Here is a 23481-nt window from a genome sequence, read left to right on the forward strand (position 1 = left end):
GGCGTGAACGGGGCGTTTAGCCAATAACCGGGGAAAATCTCGCCAAAATTTGGCATAATGTCACTTTGTCACGTATTGAAATGAAAAGTAAAACAATTCTCAATAAGGACTGTCGTAACGGGAAACACGATACGATATAACACCAGGACCCCATTTTTCAGTATTCAGGCCGCATGAGCACATTCAAACCATTAAAAGCACTCACATCGCGTCGTCAGGTTCTCAAAGCGGGGCTGGCGGCCTTAACGTTAACGGGCATCGCTAAGCAGGCTCAGGCAAAAGAAGAGAGCACGCTCAAAACCAGTAACGGACACAGTAAGCCGAAAACCAAAAAGCCGGGCGCAAAGCGTCTGGTGATGCTCGATCCGGGCCACGGCGGTATTGATACCGGCGCCATCGGCAGAAACGGGTCGAAAGAGAAACACGTCGTGCTGGCGATTGCAAAAAATGTGCGATCGATTTTACGCAGCAACGGCATTGACGCCCGCCTGACGCGCACGGGCGACACGTTCATTCCGCTGTACGACCGCGTCGAGATCGCCCATAAGCACGGCGCAGATCTGTTTATGTCGATCCACGCGGACGGTTTTACCAACCCGTCAGCCGCGGGCGCGTCGGTGTTTGCCCTCTCTAACCGCGGCGCCAGTAGCGCGATGGCGAAATACCTTTCCGATCGCGAAAACCGGGCGGATGAAGTGGCCGGGAAGAAGGCCACGGATAAAGATCATCTGTTGCAGCAGGTGCTGTTCGATCTCGTGCAAACGGACACTATCAAAAACAGCCTGACGCTCGGCTCGCATATCCTCAAGCGGATTAAGCCGGTGCACCGTCTGCACAGTAAAAGCACCGAACAGGCGGCGTTTGTGGTGCTGAAGTCACCGTCCATCCCGTCCGTGCTGGTGGAAACGTCCTTTATTACCAACCCGGAAGAAGAGCGGCTGCTCGGCACCACGGCGTTTCGCCAGAAGATCGCCAACGCCATCGCCTCCGGCATTATCAGCTACTTCAACTGGTTCGATAACCAAAAAGCGCACTCCAGGAAACGTTGATGAAACCCAATGCACAGCTGGTCAAAACGTTCCTGCTGCAGCTGCAGGATGAGATTTGCCGGAAACTGGCCGCCGCAGACGGCGGTGAATTTCAGGAAGATAGCTGGCAGCGCGAAGCCGGCGGCGGCGGGCGCAGCCGCGTGCTGCGAAACGGCGGCATTTTTGAACAGGCGGGCGTGAATTTTTCCCACGTTCACGGCGACGCCATGCCCGCGTCTGCGACCGCGCACCGCCCGGAGCTGGCGGGCCGCAGCTTTGAAGCGATGGGCGTCTCGCTGGTGATCCATCCGCACAACCCGTTCGTGCCGACCAGCCACGCCAACGTGCGCTTTTTCATTGCAGAAAAACCGGGGGCCGATCCGGTCTGGTGGTTTGGCGGCGGTTTCGACCTCACGCCCTACTACGGCTTTGAAGAAGACGCCGTGCACTGGCACACCACCGCGCGCGACCTTTGTCTGCCGTTTGGCGAGGACGTCTACCCGAAATTTAAAAAGTGGTGCGACGACTACTTTTACCTGAAGCACCGCGACGAGCAGCGCGGCATCGGCGGGCTGTTCTTTGACGATCTCAACGCGCCGGATTTTGATACGGCGTTCAGCTTTATGCGCGCGGTGGGCGAAGGCTTTACCGATGCCTATATGCCCATCGTCGAACGCCGTAAAAACACCGACTACGGCGTGCGCGAGCGTGAGTTCCAGCTTTATCGTCGCGGGCGGTACGTGGAGTTCAACCTGGTATGGGATCGCGGGACGCTGTTCGGGCTGCAGACCGGCGGACGCACGGAGTCGATTCTGATGTCGATGCCGCCGCTGGTGCGCTGGGAGTACTGCTACGAGCCAAAAGAAGGCAGCCCGGAGGCTGCCTTAAAAGCGTTTATTCAGGTTCGGGACTGGGTGTAATCATCCCCCCCTCACCCCGGTCCTCTCCCCAAAGGGGTGAGGGTTAGGGTGAGGGGTAAGGAAGTTAAAGCGGCTGCGTCTGCGCCTCAACCACCGCCAGCGCCACCATGTTCACGATGCGGCGCACGGAGGCAATCGGCGTCAACACATGCACAGGCTTCGCCACGCCCATCAGCACCGGCCCTACGGTCACACCTTCAGAGCTGGAGACGCGCAGCAGGTTGTAGCTGATACGCGCCGCCTCCACGTTCGGCATAATCAGTATGTTCGCCGATCCCTTCAGCGGGCTGTCCGGCATACGTTCGTTGCGGATGCTCTCCACCAGCGCGGCATCACCGTGCATTTCCCCGTCAATCATCAGCTCCGGCGCACGCTCGCGCACCAGCTCCAGCGTCTGGCGCATTTTGCAGGCCGCCGCGGATTTAGACGAACCAAAGTTAGAATGCGACAGCAGCGCTACCTTCGGCTCGATGCCAAAGCGACGCACGGTTTCGGCCGCCATCACGGTGATCTCCGCCAGCTCCTCCGGGGTTGGGTCGTCGTTCACGTAGGTATCCGCAATAAAGGTGTTGCCGCTCGGCAGCAGCAGCGCGTTCATCGCCCCGGCGGTATGGACGCCGTCGCGATAGCCGAAGATCTCCTGCACCACGCTAAAGTGCTCGTGATAATCGCCGATGGTGCCGCAGATCAGCGCATCCGCCTCGCCGCGATGAACCATGATCGCGCCGATGACCGTGGTATTGCTGATCACCGCCCGCTGCGCCTGCTCCTGGGTGATCCCGCGACGCTTCATGATCGCGTAGTATTCGTTCCAGTACTCCTTAAAGCGCGGATCGGATTCGTTGTTAACGATCTCAAAGTCGACGCCCGGCTTGATCTGCAGGCCCAGCTTCTGAATGCGCATCTCGATCACGCTCGGACGACCGATCAGGATCGGCTTCGCCAGTCCTAGGGTGATCAGCTCCTGCGTGGCGTGCAGCACGCGCGCCTCTTCCCCTTCCGCCAGCACCACGCGCTTCGCGTCTGCGCGGGCCTGAGAGAAGATCGGCTTCATAAACAGGTTGGTTTTGTAGACGAACTCGGTGAGCTTATCGACGTACGCGTCGAAATCCTGAATCGGACGCGTCGCCACGCCGGAGTCCATCGCCGCTTTGGCGACGGCTGGCGCAATTTTGACAATCAGACGCGGGTCGAACGGTTTTGGAATGATGTAGTCCGGGCCAAAACTCAGGTCCTGATCCCCGTACGCGGAGGCGACAACCTCGCTCTGCTCGGCGTGCGCCAGCTCGGCGATGGCGTGAACGGCGGCCAGCTTCATCTCTTCGTTGATCGCCGTCGCGCCAACGTCCAGCGCGCCGCGGAAGATGAACGGGAAGCAGAGCACGTTGTTCACCTGGTTCGGGTAGTCGGAGCGGCCGGTACAGATAATGGCGTCTTCACGCACCGCTTTCGCCAGCGGCGGCAGGATTTCCGGCTCAGGGTTCGCCAGCGCCAGAATCATCGGCGCGCGCGCCATTTTCTGCACCATCTCCTGGGTCAGCACTTTCGGACCTGAACAGCCGAGGAAGATATCCGCGCCGTCAATCACGTCCTCAAGCGTGCGCTTGCCGTCATCTTCCACCGCATACGCCGCTTTGGTTTCCGCCATGTTCGGCTCGCGGTCTTTGTAGATAACGCCCTTGGAGTCGCAGACCACGATATTGTGTTTCTGCATCCCCAGCGCCACCAGCAGGTTCATACAGGCGATGGCCGCCGCGCCCGCGCCGGAGACCACCATGCGCACGTCGGAGAGGTTTTTCTCCACCACGCGCAGGCCGTTCAGAATGGCGGCGGTGCTGATAATCGCCGTCCCGTGCTGGTCGTCATGGAACACGGGAATGTTCATACGCTCGCGCAGCTTCTGCTCGATATAGAAACATTCCGGCGCTTTGATGTCTTCCAGGTTGATCCCGCCGAAGGTCGGCTCCAGCGCGGCAACCACGTTGATGAACTTATCGGGATCGAGTTCGTCCACTTCGATATCGAACACGTCGATACCGGCGAATTTCTTAAACAGTACGCCCTTCCCTTCCATCACCGGTTTACCGGCCAGGGCGCCAATGTTGCCCAGGCCCAGCACCGCCGTACCGTTAGAGATAACGGCGACAAGGTTGCCGCGCGCGGTGTATTTGTAGGCCGCCAGCGGGTCTTTTTCGATTTCCAGACACGGCGCCGCCACGCCCGGCGAGTAGGCCAGCGCCAGATCGCGCTGCGTCGCCAGCGGCTTGGTTGGGGAGACCTGAATTTTACCGGGGACAGGGAACTCGTGAAAATCGAGGGCACTCTGTTTCAACTGCTCATCCATCTTATTTTTCCTTTCACGTATCGATCAAAAGGGTGACGTAAGCGATCCTGATGCACACCCTGGTGTGCCGCCTAGTATCGCCTCAGGACAGCGCATAAACTTTGAAGGCTGCCAAACTCTCACCATCACACATTAAAAATTGTTATCAATTTATAACAGCCATGTTACCCGTCTCAAAAGCAATGCCTGCCCCGTCTGCTATGCTTTTTTGTTAAGTCCATCATGATTTTCTCAGAAGTGTGAACTAACGCACTCATCTAACTCTTTTATTTCCAAGGAGTAATTATTTATGAACCAGCTAGACGGCATCAAACAATTCACCACCGTGGTTGCAGACAGCGGCGATATCGAGTCGATTCGCCACTATCAGCCGGAGGACGCGACCACCAACCCTTCGCTGCTTCTGAAAGCGGCGGGTCTTGCCCACTTTAGCCATCTGATTGATGACGCGATTGCCTACGGTAAACAGCGCGGGAAAACGCAGGAGCAGCAGGTTGCTGAAGCCAGCGACAAGCTGGCGGTTAATTTTGGTGCGGAAATTCTGAAAAGCATTCCGGGGCGCGTGTCGACTGAAGTGGACGCCCGCCTCTCATTCGACCAGGAAAAGAGTATTAACAAAGCGCGCCGCCTGGTGGAGCTCTACCAGGAGCAGGGTATCGATAAGTCGCGCATTCTGATCAAGCTCGCGTCCACATGGGAAGGCATCCGCGCGGCAGAGGTGCTGGAAAAAGAGGGGATCCACTGCAACCTGACGCTGCTGTTCTCGTTTGCCCAGGCGCGCGCCTGTGCCGAAGCGGGCGTGTTCCTGATCTCGCCGTTTGTCGGGCGCATTTACGACTGGTATCAGGCGAAACAGCCGATGGACCCGTACGTGGTGGAGGAAGACCCCGGCGTGAAGTCGGTGCGTAATATCTACGATTATTACAAGCAGCACCGCTACGAGACCATCGTGATGGGCGCCAGCTTCCGCCGCACCGAGCAGATCCTGGCGCTCGCGGGGTGTGACCGTCTGACCATCTCCCCTGACCTGCTGAAAAAGCTGCAGGAGAGCGACGAAACGGTGATCCGCAAGCTGGTGCCGACCTCTACCGTACTGCCAAAACCGAAAGCCATGACCGAAGCGGAGTTCCGCTGGGAGCACAATCAGGACCCTATGGCCGTGGAAAAACTCGCTGACGGCATCCGCCAGTTCGCCGTCGACCAGCGCAAACTTGAAGATCTTCTCGCCGCCAAACTTTAACCTTGCCACGGAGTGAACTATGTCCCGTAAAGAGCTCGCCAACGCCATTCGCGCCCTCAGCATGGATGCCGTACAAAAAGCCAATTCCGGCCACCCCGGCGCCCCAATGGGGATGGCCGATATTGCCGAAGTGCTGTGGAACGACTTCCTGAAGCACAACCCCACTGACCCGACCTGGTACGACCGCGACCGTTTTATTCTCTCTAACGGCCACGCCTCGATGCTGCTCTACAGCCTGCTGCACCTTTCCGGCTACGATCTGCCGCTTGAGGAGCTAAAAAACTTCCGCCAGCTGCACTCCAAAACGCCGGGCCACCCGGAAATCGGCTATACCCCGGGCGTGGAAACCACTACCGGGCCGCTGGGCCAGGGGCTGGCGAATGCGGTCGGGCTGGCGATTGCCGAGCGCACGCTGGCCGCACAGTTTAACCAGCCGGACCACGAGATTGTCGACCACTACACGTACGTCTTTATGGGTGACGGCTGTCTGATGGAGGGGATCTCCCACGAGGTCTGCTCGCTGGCGGGCACGCTGGGGCTCGGCAAGCTGATTGGCTTCTACGACCACAACGGCATCTCCATCGACGGGGAAACCGAGGGCTGGTTTACCGACGACACGGCAAAACGCTTTGAGGCCTATCACTGGCACGTGGTGCACGAGATCGACGGCCACGATCCTGAGGCGGTGAAAAAAGCGATTCAGGAAGCGCAGAGCGTTAAGGACAAACCGTCCCTGATTATCTGCCGTACGACCATCGGCTTCGGCTCGCCGAACAAAGCGGGCAAAGAAGAGGCGCACGGCGCGGCGCTGGGCGAAGAGGAAGTGGCGTTAACCCGCCAGAAGCTTGGCTGGAAATACCCGCCGTTTGAGATCCCGAAAGAGATCTACAGAGCCTGGGATGCGCGCGAAGCGGGTGAAAAAGCGCAGCAGGCCTGGAACGAAAAATTTGCCGCCTACAAAAAAGCGCACCCGGAGCTGGCCGCCGAGTTTTCCCGCCGCATGAGCGGCGGCCTGCCGGAGGACTGGGACGATAAAACCCAGGCGCTGATTGAAAACCTGCAGTCTAACCCGGCGAAAATCGCTACCCGTAAGGCGTCGCAAAATACCCTCAACGCCATCGGCCCGATCCTGCCTGAGCTGCTCGGCGGCTCGGCGGATCTGGCGCCAAGCAACCTGACCATCTGGTCCGGCTCTAAATCGCTGAAAGAGGATATTGCCGGGAACTACATCCACTACGGCGTGCGCGAGTTCGGGATGACCGCGATTGCCAACGGCATCGCCCATCACGGCGGCTTCGTGCCCTATACCGCCACATTCCTGATGTTCGTCGAGTACGCCCGAAACGCGGCGCGCATGGCGGCGTTGATGAAGGCCCGGCAGATCATGGTTTACACCCACGACTCCATCGGGCTGGGTGAGGACGGGCCAACGCACCAGGCGGTGGAGCAGCTGGCGAGCCTGCGCTTAACGCCAAACTTCAGCACCTGGCGTCCGTGCGACCAGGTGGAAGCGGCGGTGGGCTGGAAGCTGGCGGTTGAGCGCCACAGCGGACCCACGGCGCTGATCCTGTCACGCCAGAACCTTACGCAGATTGAGCGCACGCCGGAGCAGGTAAAAAACATCGCCCGCGGCGGGTACATCCTGAAAGACAGCGGCGGCAAGCCGGACGTGATCCTGATTGCCACCGGCTCTGAGGTGGAGATTACGGTGAAAGCGGCGGAGAAACTGACCGCCGAAGGCCACGCGGTGCGCGTGGTATCTCTGCCTTCAACGGATATTTTTGACGCCCAGGACGAGGCGTATCGGGAATCGGTGCTGCCTTCCAGCGTTGCGGCGCGCGTGGCGGTGGAAGCGGGTATTGCCGACTACTGGTATAAGTACGTAGGGCTGAAAGGGGCAATTGTGGGCATGCGGGGTTACGGTGAATCGGCCCCTGCCGACAAGCTGTTCCCGTACTTCGGCTTTACCGTTGAGAACGTGGTGGAGAAGGCGCTGAGCGTGCTGTAATGCGGTCTTCGTGCCCGGTGGCGGCTTCGCCTTACCGGGCCTACGGTTCGAGGTGTTGTAAGCCGCCACCCGGTAAAACTACCGCGTGATCCACAGCGTGGGCCAGGCGTCTGGCCCATTCCAGCTATCGCAGCTTGGCTCTTCCGCATAGCGCACCAGGCGGAAGCGCTGGCCGTCAAAACGCCAGCGCGTCTGGATCCCACAGTCTCCGATACCGCGTCCCAGCGCCAGCGTCGTCAGCTCGCGCGTTTTCTCATCGAAGCGGGCGTTCATCAGCTCCATGTCGCTGCTCTGGCTGGAGGGAGTAAACGGCAAACGTAACCTGACGCTGCGGGCGGCGAACGGTTTTTTACGTGATACCTGCCACGCCAGATCGACCGTGTTATAGGCTCCCGCTTCACAGCTGACGATCAACAGCGCTTTGTCATCCGTTAATGCAGTGACGCGTACTTCACGGCGGTTAGGATCCAGCGAGCACTGGCTGTTGTTCATCCGCCAGGTCCCATAGTCCAGCAGATCGTTCAGCTCGCTATGCGTCAGCGGCGTCGGCGTCGGGTTTACCACGGCCACCTTTTTTAATGCTGGTGCAGGAGGCACGCTCAGCGGCGGGCTATCCCCTTTTTTAATCCACGCCGTTTCGCTGCCAACGCGCTTCTGCTGGGCGTCGATGAACAGCAGCGCCGCCTTCAGACCGACCAGCGAGATCGCCTGCTTCCCCCCGCGCAGGGTCAGCGCCTGCCCTTCCTGAATGGTTTTCAGAAACGTGGTGATGGTACCCGTATCGTCAGTTTTGAGATGCCAGGGGGTTAACTGCCAGTGCTGAGAATTGAGCTTTAACGGAACGTTATCGAGCAGCAGGCGCGGGGCAATATCAGGCTCTTTAACCGGCGGGGCCGAAAGCCCGCCGAGATCGATGCGCAGGCTGGCGTCCGTTTTCGCCCCTGCGCTACGGCTCAGCGTCATGACCAGACCGCGATGCTCGCCGGTATTCCGGGCAACACAAAAATTTTGGTTATTGCAGGTAACCTGCCAGTCTGAAAAAGACTGCTGCGCAGGTGCAGCCCACACCAGAGGCGCGGGTAGCACGCAGAAAAAGAAGAGAAGCAAAACGCAGTAGCGCATGAATGGCACAGCCCCGGAAACGAAAAGGTCAATCTGGGGCGTATCTTCGTGCCCAGGGCGGGCGGGCTCAATCGGATTTATCGGATAGATTTATCTGAAATGCAGGTTATCACGGCATCGGTTTGAGATTCATCAAGCCGCTGGTTTGCAGATATTGCAACAGGATCACCGCTTTACCGTCGCGGATCTCGCCGCTTTTCACCATCTCAACGGCCTGGGTGAAAGGCATTTCCAGCACTTCAATGTCTTCATCCTCCACGCCGCCGCCGCGATGCGTGCGCTGGGCATCGGTGTATTCCGCAATGAAGAAATGAACCAGCTCGGTCACCCCGCCTGGGGACATGAAAAGCTCAAAGACTTTTTGCACCTCGCCCACTTCAAAACCGGTCTCCTCAACGGCCTCCTTGCGGATGCAGACTTCCGGCTCATCGTCATCAAGCAGGCCGGCGCAGGTTTCAATCAGACGCCCGTCCGCGTTGCCGTTGACCCAGGTCGCGACCCGAAACTGGCGAATCAGCACCACACTCTGCTTTTCACGGTTATACAGCAGAATGGTTGCGCCATTGCCCCGGTCGTAGACTTCGCGTTTGTGGCGAATTACGTCACCGTTCTTACGGGTTAAATCGTAAGTGATGTTACGCAGGACAAAGTAATTTTCAGAAAGGATTTTGTCTTTGATAACGGTAATGTTCAGGGACATACGGGCTCCACGGCTAAATGAGTCCGTTTATACTACCCCGTGAAGCCCGCTTTGTCGTCCGTCGGCTCAGGCAGCGCGTCTCTTCCCGCCAGATTTCAGGTTAATGCCCACAGGCCCTTAACCCGATAACCTTATCTTTAGTATGAATAAGCTATTTGCTCGCTACCGCGTTATCAGGCAATGTACAACTGCCCGTGACCTGTGGCTGAGCCATTTTATGCAGAGATCCGTTCCGTGACCGTTAAACGCCCCGTTTCCGGAAGCCTTGCCTGGGCTTTCTTTTCGATTATTGCCCTGTCCGTGCTGACCAGCACCGTCGCCCTGCTGACGCTTGCGAGCAGCCAGCGTGACGCCGAAGCTATCAACATTGCGGGTTCGCTGCGCATGCAGAGCTACCGCCTCGGCTACGAGATGCAGCGCAACAGCCCCTCCCTTATGGCGCATCGCGAGAACTGGCAGCGAACGTTAAGCGCGCCTTCCCTGGAGAAGCTGAACCGCTGGTACGTCCCGGACAACGTCAAGGCGCGCTATCAGCAGCTGCATGTTGCCTGGCTGGACATGGACAAGCACATCGCCCGCGGCGACAGCGCATGGTATGACGCTCACATTGAGGATTTTGTCGGCCGCATTGATGCCTTTGTGCTCGCCCTCCAGCACTACACCGAAAATAAAATCCAGACGGTGACCCTCCTCTCTCTGGCTGGCGCGATCGGTATCCTGCTCCTGACGCTGTTTACCCTGCGGCGCATCCGCCGCCAGGTGGTGTTGCCGCTGAACAACCTGGTGGCCGCCAGCGAACGGATTGAGCGAGGGGAATTTACCACTCCGGCGCCGGACACCGCGCTCCCCAACGAGCTGGGCCAGCTCTCCCGCGCCTTCAACCATATGTCGGGCGAGCTACATACGCTCTATCGGTCGCTCGAAGCCTCCGTCGCGGAAAAGACGCGGCATTTGCATGAAGCCCACCAGCAGCTCGACATGCTGTTCAAATGCTCCCAGGCGCTCAATACCGGGCAGATAGACAGCCTGTGCTTCCGGCATATCTTGCAGATTGTGCATGAATACACGCAGATGAATTACCTGGAGCTACGCACCAGCGACGACTGGCGGCTGTGTGAAGGAACAGAGGTGAACGGCATTTCCCTGCAAACCCTGCCGGTGCTGATGCAGGACACCCTCTACGGCGAGCTGCGCTGGCAAAGCGAGACGGGCAGCGTTCCGCTTCCGCTGATGAGAAGCGTGGCGACCATGCTCGGACGCGGGCTGTACTTTAACCAGGCGCAGAAGCATTACCAGCAGCTGCTGCTGATGGAGGAGCGCGCCACCATCGCCCGCGAGCTGCACGATTCGCTGGCGCAGGTGCTTTCCTATCTGCGGATCCAGCTCACGCTGCTTAAGCACGCCGTGCCGGCGGAAAATGCCCCCGCGCAGACGATCATCACCGACTTCTCCCGCGAGCTGAACAACGCCTGGCAGCAGCTGCGCGAGCTGCTGACCACCTTCCGCCTGACGCTAAACCATGCGAATTTACCCGCGGCGCTGCAGGAGTCTCTCGATGCCCTGCAGAGCCAGACGCAGGCGAAGCTGCACCTCGACTGCCGCCTCTCCTCCCTGGCGCTTGACGCGCAGAAGCAGGTGCATTTGCTGCAGATCGTGCGGGAGGCCGTCCTGAATGCGATTAAGCACGCGCAGGCCAGCGAGATCGCCGTCAGCTGCGTGACCGCCGTGGACGGCACGCACAGCGTCAGCATTCGCGACAACGGCATCGGGATTGGCGAGGCCAGCGAGCCGCCGGGACACTACGGGCTGAACATTATGCGAGAACGCGCGCAGCGGCTCGGCGGAGTGCTGCACTTCGCGCAGCCGCAAAACGGCGGCACGCAGGTCAGCGTGACGTTCCCCGCCCCCGCGCCGTTAACAGGTAAATAACGGTAAAGGGGGAAGCGCAGGGAAAAGCGCATGATAATTTACATTATCTCCTTTATTTCTCCACGTTTGGCCTGGGCCTTACCGCTAAAGTTATGCGGGCAATAAACAATAATGACGTGCAGCAAAACGAGGTCACACTTTCATGGCGAATTTTTTCATCGATCGCCCCATTTTTGCCTGGGTGCTTGCCATCCTGTTGTGTCTGACAGGTGTCCTGGCGATTACTTCTCTTCCCGTTGAGCAATACCCCGATCTGGCACCGCCTAACGTGCGTATCACAGCAAACTACCCCGGCGCCTCCGCACAAACGCTGGAAAATACCGTGACGCAGGTTATCGAGCAGAACATGACGGGTCTGGATAATCTGATGTACATGTCCTCCCAAAGCAGCGCCACGGGACAGGCCACGGTTACCCTGAGCTTTGAGGCGGGCACCGACCCGGACGAAGCGGTGCAGCAGGTACAAAACCAGCTGCAGTCGGCCATGCGTAAGCTGCCCCAGGCCGTGCAGAACCAGGGCGTCACCGTGCGTAAAACCGGTGATACCAATATTCTGACCATCGCGTTTGTCTCCACCGATGGCTCAATGGATAAACAGGACATTGCGGACTACGTCGCCAGTAATATTCAGGACCCGCTTAGCCGTATTAACGGCGTGGGGGATATCGACGCCTACGGCTCACAGTACTCGATGCGTATCTGGCTGGATCCCAACAAGCTGAACAGCTATCAGATGACGGCAACCGACGTAACGGACGCCATCAAAGCCCAGAACGCCCAAATTGCCGTGGGGCAACTGGGAGGCACGCCTTCCGTCGATAAACAGGCCCTGAACGCCACCATTAATTCGCAATCTCTGCTTCAGACCCCGGACCAGTTCCGCAACATCACCCTGCGCGTGAATCAGGACGGCTCGGAAGTGCGTCTGGGCGACGTTGCTACGGTGGAAATGGGTGCGGAGAAATACGATTACCTGAGCCGCTTTAACGGCAACCCGGCCTCCGGCCTGGGGATCAAGCTGGCCTCCGGCGCAAACGAAATGGCGACGGCGAAGCTGGTATTAGACCGTCTGGACGAGCTATCGCAGTATTTCCCGCACGGGCTGGAGTACAAAGTCGCCTATGAAACCACCTCCTTCGTTAAAGCCTCGATTGAGGACGTGGTCAAAACCCTGCTGGAAGCGATCGCCCTGGTGTTCCTGGTCATGTACCTGTTCCTGCAAAACTTCCGCGCCACGCTGATCCCCACCATTGCCGTCCCGGTGGTGCTGCTGGGCACCTTTGCGGTGCTTTACGCGTTCGGCTACAGCATCAACACCCTGACGATGTTTGCCATGGTGCTGGCGATTGGCCTGCTGGTGGACGATGCCATCGTGGTGGTCGAAAACGTTGAGCGCATCATGAGCGAAGAGGGGCTTTCCCCGCGTCAGGCGACGCGCAAATCAATGGGACAAATTCAGGGGGCGTTAGTCGGTATCGCGATGGTGCTGTCGGCGGTCTTTATCCCGATGGCCTTCTTTGGCGGTACAACCGGGGCGATTTACCGTCAGTTCTCAATCACCATCGTCTCGGCAATGGTGCTCTCCGTGCTGGTGGCGCTGATCCTCACCCCCGCGCTCTGTGCCAACCTCCTCAAGCCGCTGCACAAAGGGGAACATCACGGCCAGAAAGGGTTCTTCGGCTGGTTTAACCGTATGTTCAACCGCAATGCCGAGCGGTATGAATCTGCCGTCGGTAAAGTGCTGCACCGCAGCCTGCGCTGGATGATGATTTACGTTGTGCTGCTGGGCGGCATCGTGTGGCTGTTCCTGCATCTTCCCACCTCGTTCCTGCCGCAGGAGGACCGGGGGATGTTCATCACCTCGGTGCAGCTCCCGAGCGGCTCCACGCAGCAGCAGACGCTGAAGGTGGTTCAGAACGTTGAGCAGTACTTCTTCACCAAAGAGAAAGATAACGTTGTCTCGGTCTTCTCTACCGTCGGCTCCGGCCCGGGCGGGAACGGGCAGAACGTCGCCCGCATGTTTGTCCGCCTGAAAGACTGGGACGAACGCGACGCCAGAACGGGAACCTCGTTCGCCATCATCGAACGGGCAACCAAAGCGTTTGCACGCATTAAAGAGGCGCGCGTCTTTGCCAGCAGCCCGCCCGCGATCAGCGGCCTGGGCAGTTCCGCCGGGTTTGATATGGAGCTGCAGGATCACGCCGGCGCGGGCCACTCGGCGCTGATGGCCGCGCGCGACAAGCTGCTGGAACTTGCAGGGAAAGATCCCGGCCTGACCCGCGTTCGTCACAACGGTCTTGACGACAGCCCGCAGCTTCAGGTGGATATCGACCAGCGTAAGGCGCAGGCGCTGGGCGTCTCGATCGACGATATCAACGACACCCTGCAAACCGCATGGGGCTCTAGCTACGTCAATGACTTTATGGATCGCGGCCGCGTGAAAAAAGTGTATGTCCAGGCAGCCGCGCCGTTCCGCATGTTGCCGGATGATATTAACCGCTGGTTTGTACGCAATAACTCCGGCGGGATGGTCCCCTTCTCCGCCTTTGCCACGTCGCGCTGGGAGAGCGGTTCGCCGCGCCTGGAGCGCTACAACGGCTATTCGGCAGTTGAAATCGTCGGGGAAGCCGCGCCGGGCGTCAGCACCGGTACCGCCATGGACACCATGGAAAAACTGGTGCAGCAGCTGCCCGCCGGGTTTGGTCTGGAATGGACGGCCATGTCTTACCAGGAGCGCCTCTCCGGCGCGCAGGCCCCTGCCCTCTATGCGCTTTCTTTGCTGGTGGTCTTCCTCTGCCTTGCCGCGCTGTATGAGAGCTGGTCGGTTCCGTTCTCGGTCATGCTGGTGGTGCCGCTTGGGGTTATCGGTGCGCTGCTGGCGACCTGGATGCGCGGCCTGGAGAACGACGTTTACTTCCAGGTGGGGCTACTTACGGTGATCGGCCTGTCGGCGAAAAACGCCATTCTGATCGTTGAGTTTGCCAACGAGATGAATGCCAAGGGCCACGAGCTGATGGCCGCCACGCTGCACGCCTGCCGCCAGCGCTTACGTCCGATCCTGATGACCTCACTGGCGTTTATTTTTGGCGTACTGCCGATGGCAACCAGCACGGGTGCAGGCTCAAGCAGCCAGCATGCGGTGGGTACCGGCGTCATGGGTGGGATGATTTCGGCCACCATCCTGGCGATTTATTTTGTGCCGCTGTTCTTTGTGCTGGTGCGTCGTCGCTTCCCGCTCCGGGAGCGGCAGGAATAACCCGCAGCCATAAAAAAGGCGGCTTACTCGGCCGCCTTTTTATTGTGTGATTAATTCACACTATGGTTATTTTAGTGCTCTTGCAATTCTTACTGAATGTCATTTACGAAGCATGCCTTCGATAAAATCTTTCCAGTTCCCCAGTTCACGTTCAATCATAACAACCTCTCTTATTATTATGCGCATTCTACGAAAACGTATCATCATTGTGAAGACTGTTTAACCAATCGCTGTGATTGTACCCCGCCAACGTTGGGGATTTATGATAAATATGAACGGAGGGGCTTAAATTTTGTGTGACGGCCAGCAATATTTTGAAATAACCCTGCGAACGGCTGAGTTTTATTTTACGCGCTGAGTTTATTCGGAATTTAAACCCGGTGGACATCTATGCTTAAATGGTGAAAGTATATTCAGCGTACAAGTGTGAGTTGAATTAATAAGAAGCGTGAATCCAGACGATTCCTGAATGTGTTATATTCCGCTTAAAGATATATCTTCGAATTTACTGAACATTTAATCGCCATAAGAGCAAAAGGATTCAACATGGTTGTGATGTACGGCATTAAAAATTGCGACACCATCAAAAAAGCGCGCCGCTGGCTGGAAACCAATAACGTCGAGTACCGCTTCCACGATTACCGTGCCGACGGGCTTGATGAAGAATTTCTGCATACCGCCATTAACGAACTGGGCTGGGAGGCGCTGCTGAACACCCGCGGCACCACCTGGCGCAAGCTGGACGAATCCGTGCGCGCCAGCATCGTTGACGCCGACAGCGCGGCAAAGCTGATGCTCGATATGCCGGCAATTATCAAACGCCCATTGCTCTGCAAGCCAGGTCAGCCTATGCTGCTGGGTTTCAGTGAAACCCTTTATTCTGACTTTTTCGTTGAGGTGTAGTGTATGTCATGCCCGGTCATTGAGCTGACTCAACAGCTTATTCGCCGTCCCTCCCTTAGCCCGGACGACGCAGGTTGTCAGGCATTAATGATTGAGCGCCTGCGCGCTATCGGTTTTACCGTTGAGCGCATGGATTTTGGCGACACCCAGAACTTCTGGGCGTGGCGGGGCCAGGGCGAAACGCTGGCCTTTGCCGGGCACACTGACGTTGTTCCCGTCGGTGACGCCGATCGCTGGATTAACCCGCCTTTTGAGCCAACCATCCGCGACGGCATGCTCTTCGGCCGCGGCGCGGCAGACATGAAAGGCTCGCTGGCGGCGATGGTGGTGGCGGCAGAGCGCTTTGTGGCTCAGCATCCGAACCACAAAAACCGTCTCGCGTTCTTGATCACCTCCGACGAAGAAGCCAGCGCCCATAACGGTACCGTGAAGGTCGTTGAGGCGCTGATGGCGCGCAACGAGCGTCTTGACTACTGTCTGGTCGGCGAGCCGTCCAGTACCGAAGTGGTGGGTGATGTCGTCAAAAACGGTCGCCGCGGCTCGCTGACCTGTAACCTGACCATACATGGGGTTCAGGGGCACGTGGCCTACCCGCATCTGGCCGATAATCCGGTCCACCGCGCTGCGCCAATGCTGAACGAACTGGTGGGCATCGAGTGGGATAAAGGCAACGAGTTCTTCCCGCCGACCAGCATGCAGATTGCGAACGTCAAGGCCGGAACCGGCAGCAACAACGTCATCCCGGGAGATCTTTTCGTCCAGTTCAACTTCCGCTTCAGCACCGAACTGACCGACGAGACGATCAAAGCGCGCGTTGTCGCTCTGCTGGAAAAATACAGCCTGCGCTACACCGTTGACTGGTGGCTTTCCGGCCAGCCGTTCCTGACGCAGCGCGGCAAGCTGGTGGATGCGGTGGTGAACGCCATTGAGCACTATAATGAAATTAAGCCGCAGCTGCTGACGACGGGTGGCACCTCAGACGGACGCTTTATCGCCCGCATGGGTGCACAGGTTGTCGAACTGGGTCCGGTTAACGCGACGATTCACAAAATCAACGAGTGTGTGAACGCAGCCGATTTACAACTGCTGGCCCGAATGTATCAACGTATTATGGAGCAACTCGTCGCCTGACGAACGCTCAGAGAGGAATAGCGAATGGATTGGCTTGCAAAGTACTGGTGGATTCTGGTGCTGGTGTTTCTGGTCGGCGTACTGCTGAACGTGATTAAAGACCTTAAGCGCGTGGACCACAAAAAGTTTCTCGCGAATAAGCCGGATCTCCCGCCGCACCGTGATTTTAACGACAAGTGGGACGATGACGACGACTGGCCGAAGAAAGACCAGAAGAAGTAATCCCCTCCCCCCCGCCCCTCTCCCCAGAGGGGCGAGGGGGACCATGTTCCCTCTCCCCTCTGGGGAGAGGGTTAGGGTGAGGGGGAAATTGTTTATATAAACTCTACAATATCATCATCATTCGGCTTACCGCCGCTGAGCGCTTCATCAAAGTAGTGCTTCGGCACGGTATAGCGCAGATGGTCGAGCGCAAACTGCATGCTGCGGTCGTCAATCGCATGGCCCAGATCGTCCACAATATCCAACGTCACATCCCCGCCTTCGCGCACCAGCGCTTCCTGGGCAGCTACCGCATGCGAAAGCTCAATCACCCGGTCTTCACCGCCGTGAATGAGATGGATGGTGGTCTGCGTAGTCGCGCTTGTCGGCAGCGTCGCATAACGCCCGTTAAACGCGATGACGCGTGAAGCCAGACCCGGCTGCGCTTTTACGCTTTCCAGCGACATGATTGACCCCTGAGAGAAGCCGATCAGCGCCGTTGCGTCAGCGCCTACGCCGCTCTGCTGCTGCCAGTAGCGCACGATGTCGATAAAGGTGGGCATGATCGCATCAATGCGCGCCTGACGGTTTTCTTCCGTCACGCCCTGAACCGGGAACCACTGCCGTCCGTCTGGGCCGCACGGCTCCACGCCGCCGATGCTGACAATCAATGCTTCCGGAAAAACGGGCGCAAACCAGCGGCCAATCTGTCCCATGTTGACGGCATTATCGCCCACGCCATGAAACAGGAGCAGTAACTGTTTAGCCGGTTTGTCCGGGCTTTGAACAACAAAATGGTCGTGTTTCATGGCGGTCTCCTTAATTGATGAGCAGGATTTTACGCCTCTGCGGGGTAATGACCATGCCACTTTACTGAAGAAGTCATTGAAAAAATTGCCATTGCAAAATGTCTGCTTTCAACTGCTGGCAGCGGGAATAATCAAGGCTCTCGAGCGCCTGTGCGGCTTCACTCCGCAGCTTAGCCAGCAGCGCTTTTCGCCCCATCTCGTCCGTCTTTCCCTCGATTTTCCCGCGCAGCGCCGGGAGCGGCATGTCCGTGGTTAGCACCAGCCGCGTCAGCGCGGCAGCCGAGGTTGAAAACGCCCGGTGCGCAAAGGCAAACCCCGCCAGCTCCAGCCAGTCGTCACTATTAAGGGTAGCTTCCCAGGCATCGGTCACCGGGATCTTTTCGCCGTTCCAGGCCGAAAGAACGCGCATATCGCGACACAGGCGCTGGTGCTCCTGCGCGCACAGGCGGTGCCCGGCTTCGCTCAGCGGCAGTAAGGCCATCGCCGTGTAGCACCCGCTGCTGGCCTCCCGATGGCTGCCCATTCGCACCAGCACAAAACCGCACTGCCGCCAGAAACGCCACAGCTCGTCGGTATAGCCAAAACTGACCGAGAGATAATCTTCACCGCTGGCGCTGCGAATAAGCCGCTGACCGATGCCCTCCCGTTGCCGATGGGGATGCACCGCAATGCGGCTGATTCGTCGGCCTTTCAGCGTCGCCGCGAGTGGCGACCCGCCGTGCGCCGCCAGCGACTGCGCCACAAGGTTCCCGCGTGGACGACGAAAGCCCGCCCACACCGCGCGGCTCAGTTCGGGGGGCAATCCCCCCTCTTCCACCAGCCAGAGCGCACCCGCGATATCCGCACCCGCGTGTGCAACCGCAAAGTGCTGGCCGGGGGCGTCCATCATCCGGCGTAAATCGACGGGAGACGTCCGGTAGTGCGCGGCACACAGCAGTTCATACACGCTTGCCACGCGTGCCGGGTCGCTCTCCCACATCCGCGGCTCCAGCGACCGTATACGCACGTCACCTTCCGGTTTGCGGTCGATAAGCGCATCGTCAAACAGCAGCGTATTCGCCACTATCCGCTCAAGCGGACACCCGGACGCCCAGCGAATGGGGGTGGATAAGGTATAGCGCCGCAGCCCGCTGAACCGGGCGCAGAACTTGAGCAGAAACCCCCTGCCCGTGCCTTCATAACCCTGAACGGTGGTGGTGAGCAGTACGCGGGGAAAGCGCGTCACCAGCTTGTCCAGCAGCGGGCCGGGGATAGCGGCGGCTTCATCAACAATCAGCCAGTCGGCTTCCGTCGTGGAGGCCAGCAGCGCATCCGGGGCCATAAAATGAAAACGCTCGCCGGCGAAGCGCGCAATGACATCCGTTGCCCCTTTTGCCGGTGCCGTCACCACTGCATTTCCGTGGATGCCGTTGAGCAGCATGCCTGCCAGGGCTGACTTTCCGCGTCCCCGCGGTGCCGTCACGGCAGCGACGCCCGCAGGCATGGCCAGAAGCGCGTCGAGGATCTCCGCCTGCTCGCGCTGCGGCTCGCCGCTGGCGGGCTGCCAGGCGGGTGAATCCGGCGCAGCGGGAAGAGAGAGAGGACAATGCTGTTGCCAGACGATCGCATCCGCATCGGCGGCAAGCGTTCGGCAAAAATGGTGGACGAAGCGCGGGGTGGCGATCGGCTCCGCGCTGTCGCTCCAGCGCACGGAATCGCCGTCGGGCCTGTCGGCCCAGTCAGCGAGAGGCGGCACCAGCAGCACCAGCAGGCTTCCGGCGCGCAGCGTCCCGCTGAGCGCGGCAAAGGCTGAGACATCAAACCCGGCACGCGCGTCAAAAACGGCGTGCAGGTATTCACGTCCCAGCAGCCCGCTAACGGTTTTTGAGGGGTTTTCCTCCAGCCACAGCCAGTCTCCCGGCAAGGCATCACGCAGGCCAGCCGCCTGGCTCAACGTCCACTGTTCATCGCCAGTAAGCACCACCAGACGGCGGTGCCCGGTACGCTCAAGCCCGCGCGTCAGATGTTCAAACGACACCATCACATGGCTTTGCCGAAGGTATTACACTGGGCCGGATCGCCGCTGTCAAAGCCGCGCTTGAACCAGCTGTAGCGCTGCTGTGACGTACCGTGAGTGAAACTGTCCGGCACGACATGCCCCTGGCTCTGCTGCTGTAAACGGTCGTCGCCGATGGCCTCAGCCGCGTTTAATGCCTCTTCAAGATCGCCGGATTCCAGCACGCCCTGCTGCTGCATGCTGTGGCCCCAGACGCCCGCGAAGCAGTCCGCCTGCAGCTCCATTTTGACGGAAAGGCGGTTCACTTCGGCCTGAGACGCATTCTGCTGAAGCTGGCGCACTTTGGGCTCAATCCCCAGCAGCTTTTGCACGTGATGGCCGACTTCATGCGCGATAACGTAGCCCTGGGCAAAATCACCGTCAGCGCCAAGCTTGCGTTTCATGTCATCGTAAAAGGAGAGATCGATATAGACGGTGCCGTCTGCCGGGCAGTAGAACGGCCCCATCACCGATTGCCCGGTGCCGCATCCGGTGCGGGTTGCGCCCCGGTACATCACCAGCTTCGGCTGCTGGTAGGTGCGCCCCATCTTCTCGAACTGCTGACTCCAGGTGTCTTCAGTTGTGGCGAGAATAACGGAGGTAAATTTGGCCGCTTCATCTTCATTCGGGCTGATGGAGCGCTGAGAATGTTGCTGCTGTTGCAGCGGTTGACCGGTCATCAGGCCGGTGAGATCGACGCCATAATAGCCCGCGACCAGCACCACAATCAGCAGGATGATACCGCCCTTGCCGCTGGGTAAGCGGAAGCCGGGCCCGCCCATTGAAGGACCGCCGCCACCATCACCGCGTCTGTCTTCTACATTGTCACTTTCACGACGCCCTTGCCAGCGCATAACCACCTCGAACTATTCCATTAATAATAGCTATGATCGTAGGCGGTTAACGGCAAGATTACCATAGGAAACAAAGGTAAGACGCCAAAGGATGCGAACATCCTTTGGCAACAGAGGAACTTAGTCGAGCTTAACGCCTAAACGGTGAGCTACCGCTTCGTACGCTTCAATCAGGCCGCCCAGGCTCTGACGGAAACGGTCTTTGTCCATTTTATCCAGGGTTTCTTTATCCCACAGGCGGCTGCCGTCCGGGGAAAACTCGTCGCCCAGCACCACTTCGCCTTTGAACAGACCAAACTCCAGCTTGAAGTCGACGAGGATCAGGCCCGCGTCATCAAACAGCTTTTTCAGCACGTCGTTGGCTTTGTAGGTCAGTTCCTGCATGCGCGCCAGGTTCTCTTTGCTCACCCAGCCGAAGGTTTCGCAGTAGGATTCGTTGACCATCGGGTCGTGCATGGCATCGTTTTTCAGGAACAGGTCGAACAGCGGTGGATTCAGTTCGATACCTTCTTCAATGCCCAGACGCTTCACCAGGGAGCCTGCCGCACGGTTACGAATCACGCACTCAACCGGAACCATATCCAGTTTTTTCACCAGACATTCCGTATCGGACAGCAACGCTTCCATCTGGGTCGGAATACCCGCCTCAGCCAGTTTGGTCATAATGAAGTGGTTGAACTTGTTGTTCACCATGCCTTTACGATCGAACTGCTCAATGCGTGCGCCATCCCCTGCTGACGTATCATTGCGGAACTCGAGCACCAACAGATCCGGGTTCTCCGTGCTGTATACGGTCTTCGCTTTGCCACGATACAACTCAGCTTGCTTCTGCATCTTCATTACTCCTGGTGTGATAATTTGTGTTCAAAACTGGGTATATTATGCCACGCACACGTTTGCGTGGCACGAAAATAAAAAGGGCGGGATTAACCCGCCCTCGTATTTATTTGCTGAATGCTGCCTGGAAGACAGCGACCAGCGCATCGTTCTGCGCCTGGGTCAGCGTGTGACCTTTTGGATCGATAAACTGCAGGCTGCTGCGGTTATCAAGGTCGCCTACCTGAATTTTGTAATCACCGGAGGCAAGCTGAGGATCTTTGGCGCCCAGCTCCTGCCACGCGCTGTCGGACAGCGGCTTATAGGTCGCCGTCATGCTGCCGGTTGAACGGGTGCTGTCGGTCACTTTCATGCCCACTTTTTCCAGCGTCGCTGGCAGACGCTGCCAGGTCTGGTTAAACGGTGCACGCACCACCAGCATTGGCAGGCCGGTATCATCCGCGCCGCTCTGAACGTCGTAAGTGACGCCGTTACGGTTCTGCGCGGCGTTGGCGGCATCGGTAGCGGTCTTATCCAGACCTGCCGCAATCACGTTCAGCATTTCAGTGCTGTAACGCTGCATAGAGGCGGCATCCGCAACCGGTTTACCCGCCTGCTCCAGGTTCAACAGCTTAACGTTAACCGCCTGCTGGTAACCCTGTGGTTTTACGGAGACCTGATAGCGTCCACGGTACTGCTGATCTTCATCAAGACGGTTCCACTCGATCCAGTCGGTGGTTAACGTCTGGCTGGCGTCATCGCGTTTATCAATGGTGTAATTCTTCGCCTGAATAACGCTGACGACCTGTGGCCACAGATTGCTTCCGCGCGCGCTTTCAACCAGCAGAGACGCCGTATCACCGGTGAACTGGGTACGCGCCCCGCTTACCAGCGCCAGAGGCTGTGCTGGCGGACGAATATCAAGCGCTTTACCGACCAGGCCGCTACCGTTGGTCACGGGAATATTATAATCGCCGTTTTGAATCGGCAGGATCATACCAGCCGGTGCATGAAGTTCAGCAAGCGGGGTCGCATCCAGATAGGATTCATCACCGCTCACCTGGCGCTTGTAGCGCGAGTCTGAACTACAGGCAGCGAGCAGCATAACAAGCGAAACACTCGCAACCTTCGCCAGGCGCGACTTCTGTACTGAATAAGCCATCAAATCTCCCTAAACTTTACAGCAAACCGGCATGCTTCAGCGCTGCCCTGACGATGTCGCGACCGTGGTCGGTAATCGGTGTCATTGGCAAACGCAGCGTATCGGATGCTACAAGCCCCAACTCCTTACACGCCCATTTCACTGGGATCGGATTGGGTTCGACAAATAATTTATTGTGCAACGGCATCAGACGCTGATTAATGACACGCGCTTCATCATAGTGACCGGCGGCGGCCAGTTTGCACATTTCAGCCATATCGCGCGCCGCAACGTTTGCCGTTACGGAGATCACGCCATGACCACCAAGCTGCATAAAGTCCAGCGAGGTCGCATCATCACCACTCAACAGGATAAAGTCGTCTGAAACCAGCTCTTTGATCTGATGAACGCGGCTTAAGTTCCCTGTCGCCTCTTTAATACCGATAATATTTTTTACTTCCGAGAGACGACCAACGGTTTCCGGCAGCATATCGCAGCCGGTACGGGACGGCACATTATACAGAATTTGTGGCAAGTCAGTATGTTCAGCGATGGCTTTGAAGTGCTGGAACAAACCTTCCTGAGTAGGACGGTTGTAGTAAGGGGTTACCGTCAGACAGCCCACGATGCCGCTGTCGTTAAAACGTTTGGTCAGGCTGATCGCTTCTGCGGTCGCATTAGCGCCTGTCCCCGCAATGACCGGAATACGTCCGTCAGCCAGTTCCAGGGTCAGCATAACCACATCGCCGTGCTCTTCGTGGCTCAGCGTTGCGGATTCACCGGTAGTCCCTACCGAAACGATCGCCGAGGTTCCGTTGGCGACATGGTAATCAATGAGCTTCTTCATGCTTGACCGGCAGACATTACCTTTTTCATCCATCGGTGTAACAAGCGCGACAATACTTCCCGTGAACATGAGCCATCCTCTGTGCGAACAAGAGCCTCAATGTTACGTTTGGAACTGTAATAAAAGCAAGCGACCTGAGGCGCTCAGGCGGTTGTATGCATGTTTTTTTTATGCTTTCCTTAGGAAGACTTAACCAT

General features: G+C 58.1%; 19 protein-coding genes. 9 read left to right on the forward strand and 10 right to left on the reverse strand.

Annotated elements, in window-relative coordinates:
• Window positions 1-173: 173 nt before the first annotated feature.
• Window positions 174-1049 carry an N-acetylmuramoyl-L-alanine amidase AmiA gene (amiA, locus tag OSH03_RS17150; protein WP_061097443.1) on the forward strand — a complete coding sequence of 292 codons (876 nt, stop codon included), beginning with the start codon at window positions 174-176 and terminating at the stop codon, window positions 1047-1049.
• Window positions 1049-1948: an oxygen-dependent coproporphyrinogen oxidase gene (hemF, locus tag OSH03_RS17155; protein ID WP_266179660.1), complete on the forward strand. Its 900-nt coding sequence runs from the start codon at window positions 1049-1051 to the stop codon at window positions 1946-1948. Before amiA ends, hemF begins: the two co-directional genes overlap by 1 nt.
• 64 nt (window positions 1949-2012) lie before the next feature.
• On the opposite strand, the gene maeB is transcribed toward hemF, so the two are convergent.
• Complete coding sequence (maeB, locus tag OSH03_RS17160) at window positions 2013-4292, reverse strand: NADP-dependent oxaloacetate-decarboxylating malate dehydrogenase (protein ID WP_061097441.1); 2280 nt, start codon at window positions 4290-4292, stop codon at window positions 2013-2015.
• A 289-nt stretch (window positions 4293-4581) separates the two neighbouring features.
• Here maeB and tal point away from each other — a divergent pair, with 289 nt between their 5' ends.
• Window positions 4582-5532, forward strand: coding sequence for a transaldolase (gene tal / locus OSH03_RS17165; protein ID WP_028014009.1), 951 nt, complete (start codon window positions 4582-4584; stop codon window positions 5530-5532).
• 19 nt (window positions 5533-5551) lie between these two features.
• Window positions 5552-7540 (forward strand): transketolase, encoded by a 1989-nt coding sequence (gene tkt, locus OSH03_RS17170; RefSeq protein WP_061097440.1) that lies wholly within the window; start codon window positions 5552-5554, stop codon window positions 7538-7540.
• A gap of 78 nt (window positions 7541-7618) precedes the next feature.
• Here tkt and OSH03_RS17175 read toward each other — a convergent pair whose 3' ends face one another.
• Window positions 7619-8662 carry a DUF1176 domain-containing protein gene (locus tag OSH03_RS17175; protein WP_266179663.1) on the reverse strand — a complete coding sequence of 348 codons (1044 nt, stop codon included), beginning with the start codon at window positions 8660-8662 and terminating at the stop codon, window positions 7619-7621.
• A 109-nt stretch (window positions 8663-8771) separates the two neighbouring features.
• Window positions 8772-9362, reverse strand: a complete 591-nt coding sequence (gene nudK / locus OSH03_RS17180; RefSeq protein WP_061097438.1) for a GDP-mannose pyrophosphatase NudK — start codon at window positions 9360-9362, stop codon at window positions 8772-8774.
• 234 nt (window positions 9363-9596) lie between these two features.
• Between nudK and narQ the strand changes: the two genes are divergently transcribed.
• Entirely contained in the window at window positions 9597-11291 is a 1695-nt protein-coding gene (gene narQ, locus OSH03_RS17185; protein WP_266179664.1) for a nitrate/nitrite two-component system sensor histidine kinase NarQ, read from the forward strand.
• 142 nt (window positions 11292-11433) lie between these two features.
• The gene (gene acrD, locus OSH03_RS17190) at window positions 11434-14547 is read left to right on the forward strand and encodes a multidrug efflux RND transporter permease AcrD (RefSeq protein ID WP_266179665.1); all 3114 of its coding nucleotides are present in this window, start codon (window positions 11434-11436) and stop codon (window positions 14545-14547) included.
• 99 nt (window positions 14548-14646) lie between these two features.
• Here acrD and ypfM read toward each other — a convergent pair whose 3' ends face one another.
• Window positions 14647-14706, reverse strand: a complete 60-nt coding sequence (gene ypfM / locus OSH03_RS17195) for a protein YpfM (protein ID WP_015572204.1) — start codon at window positions 14704-14706, stop codon at window positions 14647-14649.
• Window positions 14707-15093: 387 nt separating this feature from the next.
• Between ypfM and OSH03_RS17200 the strand changes: the two genes are divergently transcribed.
• From OSH03_RS17200 to OSH03_RS17210, 3 genes are read left to right on the forward strand one after another with little or no spacing between them, the layout of a single operon-like run.
• A complete protein-coding gene (locus OSH03_RS17200) occupies window positions 15094-15450 on the forward strand; it encodes an ArsC family reductase (RefSeq protein WP_193030364.1) in 357 nt (118 codons plus the stop codon).
• Between the two features lie 3 nt (window positions 15451-15453).
• Window positions 15454-16581, forward strand: coding sequence for a succinyl-diaminopimelate desuccinylase (gene dapE / locus OSH03_RS17205; protein WP_266179666.1), 1128 nt, complete (start codon window positions 15454-15456; stop codon window positions 16579-16581).
• Window positions 16582-16605: 24 nt separating this feature from the next.
• A complete protein-coding gene (locus OSH03_RS17210; RefSeq protein WP_013098222.1) occupies window positions 16606-16803 on the forward strand; it encodes a YpfN family protein in 198 nt (65 codons plus the stop codon).
• Window positions 16804-16895: 92 nt separating this feature from the next.
• Here OSH03_RS17210 and ypfH read toward each other — a convergent pair whose 3' ends face one another.
• The 6 genes from ypfH to dapA all read right to left on the reverse strand — a co-directional run bounded on the left by ypfH (window position 16896) and on the right by dapA (window position 23353).
• Window positions 16896-17591, reverse strand: coding sequence for an esterase (gene ypfH / locus OSH03_RS17215; protein WP_061097434.1), 696 nt, complete (start codon window positions 17589-17591; stop codon window positions 16896-16898).
• A gap of 73 nt (window positions 17592-17664) precedes the next feature.
• Window positions 17665-19611 carry a tRNA(Met) cytidine acetyltransferase TmcA gene (locus OSH03_RS17220; protein WP_266179722.1) on the reverse strand — a complete coding sequence of 649 codons (1947 nt, stop codon included), beginning with the start codon at window positions 19609-19611 and terminating at the stop codon, window positions 17665-17667.
• The gene (gene ypfJ, locus OSH03_RS17225) at window positions 19611-20480 is read right to left on the reverse strand and encodes a KPN_02809 family neutral zinc metallopeptidase (protein ID WP_151414089.1); all 870 of its coding nucleotides are present in this window, start codon (window positions 20478-20480) and stop codon (window positions 19611-19613) included. The genes OSH03_RS17220 and ypfJ overlap by 1 nt, the downstream gene beginning before the upstream one ends.
• Before the next feature lie 120 nt (window positions 20481-20600).
• Window positions 20601-21314 carry a phosphoribosylaminoimidazolesuccinocarboxamide synthase gene (gene purC, locus OSH03_RS17230; protein ID WP_023332985.1) on the reverse strand — a complete coding sequence of 238 codons (714 nt, stop codon included), beginning with the start codon at window positions 21312-21314 and terminating at the stop codon, window positions 20601-20603.
• A gap of 109 nt (window positions 21315-21423) precedes the next feature.
• A complete protein-coding gene (gene bamC, locus OSH03_RS17235) occupies window positions 21424-22458 on the reverse strand; it encodes an outer membrane protein assembly factor BamC (RefSeq protein WP_028014020.1) in 1035 nt (344 codons plus the stop codon).
• A 16-nt stretch (window positions 22459-22474) separates the two neighbouring features.
• On the reverse strand, window positions 22475-23353 hold the full coding sequence (gene dapA, locus OSH03_RS17240) for a 4-hydroxy-tetrahydrodipicolinate synthase (RefSeq protein ID WP_061097432.1): 879 nt from the start codon (window positions 23351-23353) through the stop codon (window positions 22475-22477).
• Window positions 23354-23481: the final 128 nt, after the last annotated feature.

It is taken from the genome of Enterobacter nematophilus (assembly GCF_026344075.1).
In the GTDB taxonomy this organism is placed as follows: Bacteria; Pseudomonadota; Gammaproteobacteria; order Enterobacterales; family Enterobacteriaceae; genus Enterobacter; species Enterobacter nematophilus.